This window comes from Microbulbifer discodermiae (assembly GCF_040742695.1).
In the GTDB taxonomy this organism is placed as follows: domain Bacteria; phylum Pseudomonadota; class Gammaproteobacteria; order Pseudomonadales; family Cellvibrionaceae; genus Microbulbifer.
On sequence record NZ_JBFLAB010000052.1, the window covers coordinates 20,945 to 29,803 of the forward strand.

The 8,859-nt window shown below is 58.5% G+C and carries 5 protein-coding genes; 3 read left to right on the top strand and 2 right to left on the bottom strand.

All coding sequences use genetic code 11. The features are described from left to right. The first annotated feature begins 299 nt into the window (after nucleotides 1–299). Entirely contained in the window at nucleotides 300–2,027 is a 1,728-nt protein-coding gene (locus tag AB1S50_RS15615) for an SLC13 family permease (RefSeq protein ID WP_367151886.1), read from the top strand. Nucleotides 2,028–2,412: 385 nt separating this feature from the next. Further along, entirely contained in the window at nucleotides 2,413–4,149 is a 1,737-nt protein-coding gene (locus AB1S50_RS15620; RefSeq protein WP_367151887.1) for a DEAD/DEAH box helicase, read from the top strand. 115 nt (nucleotides 4,150–4,264) lie between these two features. Here AB1S50_RS15620 and AB1S50_RS15625 read toward each other — a convergent pair whose 3' ends face one another. Continuing rightward, nucleotides 4,265–5,182: a LysR family transcriptional regulator gene (locus AB1S50_RS15625; protein ID WP_367151888.1), complete on the bottom strand. Its 918-nt coding sequence runs from the start codon at nucleotides 5,180–5,182 to the stop codon at nucleotides 4,265–4,267. A 222-nt stretch (nucleotides 5,183–5,404) separates the two neighbouring features. On the opposite strand from AB1S50_RS15625, the gene metE reads away from it, so the two are divergent. Further along, nucleotides 5,405–7,693: a 5-methyltetrahydropteroyltriglutamate--homocysteine S-methyltransferase gene (gene metE, locus AB1S50_RS15630; protein WP_367151889.1), complete on the top strand. Its 2,289-nt coding sequence runs from the start codon at nucleotides 5,405–5,407 to the stop codon at nucleotides 7,691–7,693. Nucleotides 7,694–7,952: 259 nt separating this feature from the next. Here the strand turns inward: metE and AB1S50_RS15635 are convergent, their stop codons facing one another. Continuing rightward, nucleotides 7,953–8,732 carry a hypothetical protein gene (locus AB1S50_RS15635; protein ID WP_367151890.1) on the bottom strand — a complete coding sequence of 260 codons (780 nt, stop codon included), beginning with the start codon at nucleotides 8,730–8,732 and terminating at the stop codon, nucleotides 7,953–7,955. Nucleotides 8,733–8,859 lie beyond the last annotated feature (127 nt).

Here is an 8,859-nt window from a genome sequence, read left to right on the forward strand (position 1 = left end):
GAAAAAGGCATTCTGCCTGTTTCAAAACACGAAAAGCGAAAAATATGATTTTCACTTTTCTCCCAAAATCAACGAGTTAGGCGTCGCCGATTTTCCGGAACATCCATATTCCGGTACCAGGCGTCGAAATTCTTCGAATTTCAACAGCCTGTTAGGGATCATTCCCGCCCCACCCGGTTAGGCCTACCATACCCTGAATTTACACGGGATGCTTTTGTGATAATTGCACCAGTGATAGAGTTGGCCCAGTTCCGGGAAAGAGCCACTAGACAGCACCCGGCGGACCGGCGGATTTACCTATGAGCCTGACCCAGATATTTGTCGCCGGTATATTTTTTCTGGTCATTCTTGCCCTGACCTGCAGCCGGGCACGCCCCTCGCTGGTTTTCGCCGCTGCCGCAGGCGCCTGCTTCCTCACTGGCCTAGTACCTACGGAGAGGGTATTGCAGAAAGCGGTGAACCCTGGTCTCGTCACCCTGATTATTCTGCTGCTGGTGTCCGTTGGCATCGAAAAGGCCCACTGGCTGCGGGCGGCGTCCGACCGGCTTATACAGGGTTCGCGCACCGGCAGCCTGGCGCGACTTATCGGCGTCGCGGCCCTGAGTTCAGCCTTTGTGAACAACACCGCGGTGGTGGCCGCCCTGGCTCCCGCGGTGCGGGGTCAGCGGCGCCATCCGGCGGGCAAGCTGTTACTGCCACTGTCCTACGCGGCCATACTCGGCGGCACCCTCACCCTGATCGGCACTTCCACAAACCTGATCGTCAACAGCTTTATTCTGGACCGCGGACTGCCGAGCCTGGATTTCTTTGCATTCCTCCCGGTGGGCCTGGGGGCCACAGTCGCCGGCCTGGTGGTTCTGCTGATGTGCAACCGGTTGCTGCCCCTGGGGCGGTCTGCACAGGAGCCGGTAACCGAGTACCTGCTGGAAGCGGAGGTGGAAGAGGGATCGCCCCTGGACGGCCGATCCGTGGAACAGAACCGGTTGCGCCAGTTGGAAACCCTGTACCTGGTGGAAATCGTGCGCGGTGGACAGATCATCAGTCCGGTCGGCCCCACGGAGATTGTCCACAGTGGCGACAAACTGATTTTCAGTGGCGATGTGCGGGATCTGGGGCGACTGCAGGACATACAGGGACTGCGCCTGTTTGCGCTGCAGGACGAGCTGCTGGAGATGGAGCTGACCGAGGTGGTGCTGGCGCCCAATTCCAGCATCCTGGGGGAGTCCCTGAAGAGCTGCCAGTTCCGTACCCGCTTCGACGCCGCGGTTGTGGCCATGCGCCGCGGTGGTGAGCGCCTGTCCGGCAAACTGGGAGAAATCCAGTTGCGGGCGGGAGATGCACTGCTGCTGGCGGTGGGGCCCGACTTCAAACACCACCGCAATATCGATAAAAACTTCTACGTTGTCAGTGGCAATCAACTGTCGCGGCAGCTCTCCCGGCGCGACAGCTGGCTGCTGGGGCTGGGCTTTGCCACGGTGATCGCTGGTGCCGCACTGGGTTATTTTTCCCTGTTGAAGGGCCTGATCGTTCTGCTCGGTGGCATGATCGGCGTGGGAATTGTCACTACCGCCGAGCTGCAGCGACGCTTCCCGTTCCGGATCTGGCTGATCATCGCCAGTGCCCTGGTACTTGCGGAGGCCTTTTCCAGCAGCGGCCTGGCAGATCTGTTGGCCACCGCGCTCAAGGGTTCGGTGGCCGGAGCCGGGCCATACCTGGCGCTGGTATGCGTATTCCTGGTGACTCTGGTGCTAACGGAGCTGATGACCAACAACGCCGCCGCCGCACTGACATTTCCCCTGGCCTGGAGTCTGGCGGAGAGTTTTGGCGTCAACTGGATGCCTTTCGTGATGGCCGTCGCCTACGGTGCCAGTGCCAGTTTCCTGACCCCCTTCGGCTACCAGACCAATCTGATGGTGCAGAACCTGGGCGGCTACCACCTCCGCGATTTCCTGCGTGCGGGCCTGCCCCTGACGATTGCCTATTCGGCTGTTGCTCTGATTCTGCTGCCACTGGTATTTCCCTTTTAGGGTCCTTAAGGAAGCTCTGCTTAAACAGCCGGGTAACCATGTGACTGTGCTACAGTATTTTTGCGTTTAGGACAGTTTCCGCGAAACTGCGGAAGCTGTTGAGGAAGCAGCCCCACCGATAAAGGACCATCCCAGCGGTTTGCCAATCGTTTGCCGGATAAGCTGTCGCCACATCGCCAGGTCTGTTAGACTGCGCCGCCTTTTGCCCAGACCCGGCTGCGGCGGGGCCATGAACGAACCTCTGATTTAGTCGGTAGCAGACCTCCTTGCCAAAGGCGTCGCATTGAGCGGGCTTGTATCAGTGGGGCAATTTGTCAGCTATGTGACTTGCCCGGCAATCTGTGGCCATTGCACTTGGCTGCGCACAATCCGACTGTAGATCCATATGAATTCCGAAATAACAGACACCCCTGCGCCGCTTGGCTTCGACCAGCTGGCACTGCCGCCCGAAATTCTGACCGCCATCGAAAAGCTGGGCTATGAAACCCCCTCGCCCATCCAGGCACAGACGATACCCTCGTTACTGGAGGGTCGCGACGTGCTGGGGCAGGCACAGACAGGGACCGGTAAAACCGCGGCCTTCGCACTGCCACTGCTGGCCCGGCTGGACCTGCGTCAGCGCCGGCCCCAGGCACTGGTACTGGCCCCGACCCGTGAACTGGCCATTCAGGTGGCGGAGGCCTGCCAAGCATACGCCGCCAACCTGAAAGGCTTTCATGTGGCGCCCATTTACGGCGGCGCCGATTATCGCGGCCAGATTCAGCAGCTCAGGCGGGGCGTGCAGCTGGTAGTGGGTACCCCCGGTCGCGTCATGGACCATATGCGCAGGGGCACCCTGGAGCTATCCAGTCTGAATACTCTGGTGCTCGACGAAGCCGACGAAATGCTGCGCATGGGTTTTATCGACGATGTGCGCTGGGTGCTGGAGCAGATCCCGGAACAGCGCCAAATGGCCCTCTTCTCCGCCACCATGCCGAAAGAAATCGCGCGCATTGCGCGGGAATATCTGCGGGATCCGGCGGAAATTAAAATCCGCGTCAAAACGGAGACAGCGGAAACCATCCACCAGCGCTATTGGCCAGTGGGCGGCCTGCACAAGCTGGATGCGCTGACGCGCATTCTCGAAGCCGAGCCGGTGGATGCCACCATCATTTTCGTGCGCACCAAAAACAGCACCGTAGAGCTGGCCGACAAGCTGGCGGCGCGCGGTTTCGCCAGTGCGGCCCTCAATGGCGACATGGCCCAGAATCTGCGCGAACAGGTTATCGACAAACTGAAAAGCGGCAAGCTGGATATAGTGGTGGCCACCGATGTGGCCGCGCGCGGCCTGGATGTGGCGCGCATCAGCCACGTGATCAATTACGATATCCCCTACGATGCGGAAGCCTATATCCATCGCATCGGTCGCACCGGCCGCGCCGGGCGCGAGGGCGATGCGATCCTATTTGTGGCGCCGCGGGAGCGCCGGATGCTGCGGGTTATCGAGCGGGCCACCAAAAAACCCATCGAAAAACTGATATTGCCCAGCGCCGCAGCGGTCAATTCCGCGCGAACCCAGCGCTTCCACGAACGCATCAGCGCCACCCTCGGGGGCGAGATCGACCTGGCCCCCTACCGCCAGTTGATAGAGGAATACCTGAGCGCCAATGACATGGACCCGCTGGACGCGGCCGCAGCCCTGGCGGTGATGGCACAGGGCAATCAACCGCTGCTGCTCAACGAAGCGGAGCCAAAACCACCCAGGCGCCCCCAGCGGGAGGACTTTGAGGAAGGCGGGCGCAAACAGGGCGGCTATCACAAGGACAAAAAAATGCCGCCGCCGGATGAAGGTATGGAACGCTACCGCATCGAAGTCGGTCGTATGGCCGGAGTCAAACCCGGCCATATCGTTGGCGCCATTGCCAATGAAGCGGAACTCGACAGCAGTTACATCGGCCGTATCGAGATCTACCCGGAATACACTACCGTGGACCTGCCACAGGGTATGCCCCGGGAAGTGTTTCAGCATCTGAAGCAGGTGCGCGTAGCCGGCAGAGCCATGCAAATCAGCCGACTCGCCGACAAACCCCACAGCCGCGGCAAGCGACCGGCAAAAACCCAGGGGAAACGCCCTTCGCGCTAATTGTTATCAGGCCTGTTTACGCCTGCGGGCGGAGGCCAGCGCAAACCCGGGTTAGGCAAGCCAGGGAGGGCTTTTAACAACCCGCTGGGAATAAATAGTCGCGACAGAAAACAGCTCAGGCCGCTCGGATTCCCTTGAGGGTTGCAAAGCAGGTATCCCGCGCAGTCTGCAGAAAGTCCTCCAGATAGGCCCCCTGCCGCATATCCTCCCGCACCGCCGCGTAAAGGGTGCTCCACAAGCCCTGTTGCCCCAGGCGCAACTGCACAATAAAACCTTTTTGCAGGTATTCGTGCAGCGCCCAGTTGGGCAGTGCGCAGACGCCGCGGCCACTGACCGCCAGTTGCACCACCATCACCGTGAGCTCGGCGGTGCGGACCTCCGCGGGTTCGACCCCCGCCGGCTCCAGGAAGCGCTGAAAAATATCCAGGCGCTCCCGCTCCACCGGATAGGTGATCTGCACCTCCCGCTCCAGGTCCTGTGGCTCCACCCAGGTTTTCCCCGCCAGCGGGTGCTTGCGACTGACCCCCAGGCACATTTCAAACCCAAACAGGGGTTCGTAGTGAATGCCGTTCAGGTCGGTGTCCGGGTTGGAGGTGACCACCAGATCCAGATCCCCCCGCACCAGCGCCGGCAGCGGCGCAAAATGAAAACCGCTGGACAGATCCAGCTCCACTTCCGGCCAGTTGTCGCGGTACTTATCCAGGGTCGGCATCAGCCACTGGTAGCAGCTGTGGCATTCGATGGCGATATTCAACCGCCCCACCCGGCCGGATCCCAGCCGCACCAGGTCCCGCTGGGCCAGCGCCACCCGCGGCAGCACCTCGTCCGCCAGCTGCAGCAGCCGCAAGCCCGCGCTGGTAAACCGCAAGGGGCGCGACTTGCGCACGAACAGCGCCTGTTGGTGGCGCTCCTCCATCTCGCGAAACAGGTGGGACAGGGCCGACTGGGTAAGGTGCAACCGTTCGGCGGCACGCACCATGCTGCCGGTATCCCGCAGCAGGCTGAGCGCACGCAGTTGACGCAACTCGAGCATGGCACCCCTCAACTTTAGAAAAATTCAAGTTTTATGCAAAAAATATGAAATTGATTGAACATCACCCAGAGCGCAGAATCAAGCCTCAAAGCCCGACTGAGAAGATCCCGACAGAATTGATTTAACCCGTCAGCCTGAGGCCTGCCGGCACTGGACGGGGTGAAGTTCACAAGGGCAAAAAGCTTCCACACACCGACAGTGACCATACGGGGAACAGGTTAAATGGCACAGACACATATTCTCGGCTATCCGCGAATCGGCGCTCAGCGCGAACTGAAAAAGGCTCTGGAAGCTTACTGGCGCGGCGAAATTGACCAGATGGAACTCAAGGTCGCAGGGGCCGGGATTCGCAGGGACAACTGGCTCGCCCAAAAGGCAGCGGGGCTGCAGTTTGCCACCGTGGGGGACTTCGCCTGGTACGACCAGGTACTCAATCACTCCCTGATGTTCGGGGTGGTTCCGGAGCGCTTCCACTCCGGTGTCGCCGGGGACAAACTGGATCAGTACTTCCGCCTCGCCCGGGGACGGGCACCTTCCGGTGCACCGGTAGCCGCCAGCGCCATGACCAAGTGGTTCGACAGCAACTACCATTATCTGGTACCGGAATTCGACTGCCAGCAGCGTTTCGAACTGGACAGCGAATGGCTGCTGGAGGAGGTGCGCGAGGCACTGGCACAGGGACACAGGGTCAAGCCGGTGCTGATCGGCCCACTGACATACCTTTGGCTGGGTCGCATGGAAGGCGACCCGCTGGCACTGTTGCCGGGACTGCTGACCTGCTATGAACAGCTGCTGCAACAATTGTCTGGGGAGGCTGTGGAATGGCTACAGATTGACGAGCCGATTCTGGGGCTCGATCTGCCTTCCCAGTGGCGCGACGCCTTCGCGCCCACCTACGCGCAGTTGCGCGGAGCCGCCCCGGCGTTAAAACTGCTGCTGGCCACCTATTTTTCGCCCCTGCGGGAAAATTTGCAGCTGGCTTTCTCCCTGCCCATAGACGGCGTGCATATCGACTGTGTCCGCGCCCCTGAGGAGCTACCCGGTGCAGCGGAATTGCTGCGGGAAGAACAGATACTCTCACTGGGAGTGATCAACGGCCGCAATGTGTGGCGCGCGGATCTGGCCCTCTGGCAGCGGCGACTGGCGCCCCTGGCCAGCCGGCTGGGGGAGCGGCTGTGGCTCTCAGGCAGCTGTTCACTGCTGCACTGCCCGGTGGACCTGGAGGCGGAAACAACCCTGGCCCCGGAGCAGCGGGATAAACTGGCCTTCAGTCGCCAGAAGCTGGCTGAACTGGGACAACTGCAAACACTGCTGGCCCAGGGGGAAAAGAATTCGCAACGGCAACCGGAACACCCGCTGCCCAAAACTCCAGCCGTTGCGGTCGATGGCCTGGGCGCCGAGGAAACCTGGCGCCCCCAGTCATTCGCGCAGCGGGCGCCACTGCAGAAGCGCCGCCTGCAATTGCCGCTGTTACCCACCACCACCATCGGCTCCTTTCCACAGACGGATCTTTTGCGCAGCGTCCGGCGCAGGTACCGCAGTGGCGAAGTCTCCACAGAGGAATACCGGCAGCACCTGCGCGCGGAAATTGCCGAAACCGTCCGCCGCCAGGAAATACTCGGCCTGGATGTACTGGTCCACGGCGAGGCCGAGCGCAACGATATGGTGGAGTATTTTGGCGAGCGCCTGGAGGGGTTTCTGCATACCACCAACGGCTGGGTACAGAGTTACGGCTCCCGCTGCGTCAAGCCGCCGATTATTTTTGCCGACATAGCGCGACCGGCGCCAATCACCGTGGAGTGGAGTCGCTATGCGCAAAGCCTCACCAACAGGCCGGTCAAAGGGATGCTGACAGGGCCCGTGACGATTCTTAACTGGTCATTCCCCCGCGAGGATATCCACCGCAGCGAAACCTGCCTGCAGATAGCGAGGGCCCTCCGTCAGGAAGTGGAAGACCTGGAGGCCGCCGGTATAGGAATCATTCAGATCGATGAGCCGGCTCTGCGCGAGGGCGCACCTGTGCGCCACAGTGACCACGCCCAGTATTTCGCCTGGGCGGTAGCCTGCTTTCGCTATACCTGCTGCAGGGTACAACCGGAGACACAGATTCACACCCATATGTGTTACAGCGACTTCAACGCTATCATGGACGCCATCCTGGCCCTGGATGCAGACGTCATCACCATCGAGTCCGCCCGCTCGGACCTAAAGCTTCTACAGGCATTTACCGCGGAAACCGGTGCCTATCCCAACGAGATAGGCCCGGGCATTTACGACATCCACTCGCCCAATGTGCCAGAGCGACAGGAATTGATTGACAGGCTGCAGAAAATTGCCAAGGCCATCCCCATGGAAAAACTCTGGGTCAACCCCGACTGTGGTCTCAAGACCCGCTCCTGGGCCGAAGTAGGAACCTCGCTGCTGAATATGGTGGAAGCGGCCCGTACTGTGCGGGATGAGATGCAGCCACCACCCACCCAAACCGACTTTCCTGGTGAGCGACTAGATTGAAGGTTCTCGCACAAGGATGAAGAAAAGCAGATCCAGATTTAACTCTCCCAGGAGCTGTATATTGACGTCGCAGGCGAATTCGCCATATAAAAACTACGCGAGTCAGTCCACAGTGTAATAAATGAGTGAAGATCGACACCTGCTCTGGCGACATAGGATTGCGGCGGAAAACTTTCCGCCGCCTAGCATTTAATTCAGCCAAAGATCTGGATTGGTTGAAACCTTGTAGTGCTGAAAAAATAAAGAAAATAAACTAAAATCACTGTGAGTTTACACTGAACGTATACTCAGTATCTTCGCCAACAAGGCCATTCTGGTTAGTTACCCTAATAAAGTAAGAGCTATCCTCGGGCGCGTCAAAAGTAAATCTGGAAGCCTGGCCGGGACCACTGTCACAGTCGCTGGCAACAGCCGGCCCGGAAGTTCCAGAATTTGTAGCGTTAGGTCGAAATAAGCTGATACAAGTATCCGCATTTTGGCCTAAGCCTAAAGTGGTGAATTGTCTAACTCCCGGCGTACCAAAATAAATACCTATCCAGTCTGTCGTATCATCAGCAAAATTGTGCTGCTGTGGCTGAGAGAGATATGGGGAAAAATCAACAGGAGAATCGTCTTGTTCGAAAGAATCCGGTTGTACAAATTCAAAATCAATATTCAATGTATAATTGGTATTCTCCCCAATGGATCCATCTTCCTGCGTTACTCTTACAAAATAGCCTTTATTTGCTGCCGAGGTGAAAGTTAGTTGTGAAGATTGACCTGGCCCACTATCACAATCACTTGCGAGCGGGGGCCCCGAAATATCTGTATTTGTCGCATTGGGTGCAAACAGGGTTATGCAGGTATCGGCCCTACTGCCCAGAGAGGAAGTGGAAAATCTTCTTGTTCCCGCGCTATTAAAAAATACACCCACCCAATCAACAGCATCATCTGTAAAATTGTGCAGTTGCGGCTGGCCCGTATAAGAAGAAAATTCTTCAGGAGTATCATCCTCCTCAAATTCATCCTTCGGCAGTATTCTATTAGGGCCTGTTAACACTAATTAGCCGGTCAGCGATCAATGAAAAGTTGATGAAGAACTTAAAAACGACATCCAACTTATCAAATCGACTAAATATTCTTCGGAAACCTTTCAAGCGGCGAAACAGACGCTCTACTTCATTTCG

What these genes read in the sequence shown, in the direction of transcription:
- AB1S50_RS15615 (WP_367151886.1), top strand. Translation starts at nt 300, where the DNA reads ATGAGCCTGACCCAGATATTTGTCGCCGGTATATTTTTTCTGGTCATT.
- AB1S50_RS15620 (WP_367151887.1), top strand. Translation starts at nt 2,413, where the DNA reads ATGAATTCCGAAATAACAGACACCCCTGCGCCGCTTGGCTTCGACCAG.
- AB1S50_RS15625 (WP_367151888.1), bottom strand. Translation starts at nt 5,182, where the DNA reads ATGCTCGAGTTGCGTCAACTGCGTGCGCTCAGCCTGCTGCGGGATACC.
- metE (WP_367151889.1), top strand. Translation starts at nt 5,405, where the DNA reads ATGGCACAGACACATATTCTCGGCTATCCGCGAATCGGCGCTCAGCGC.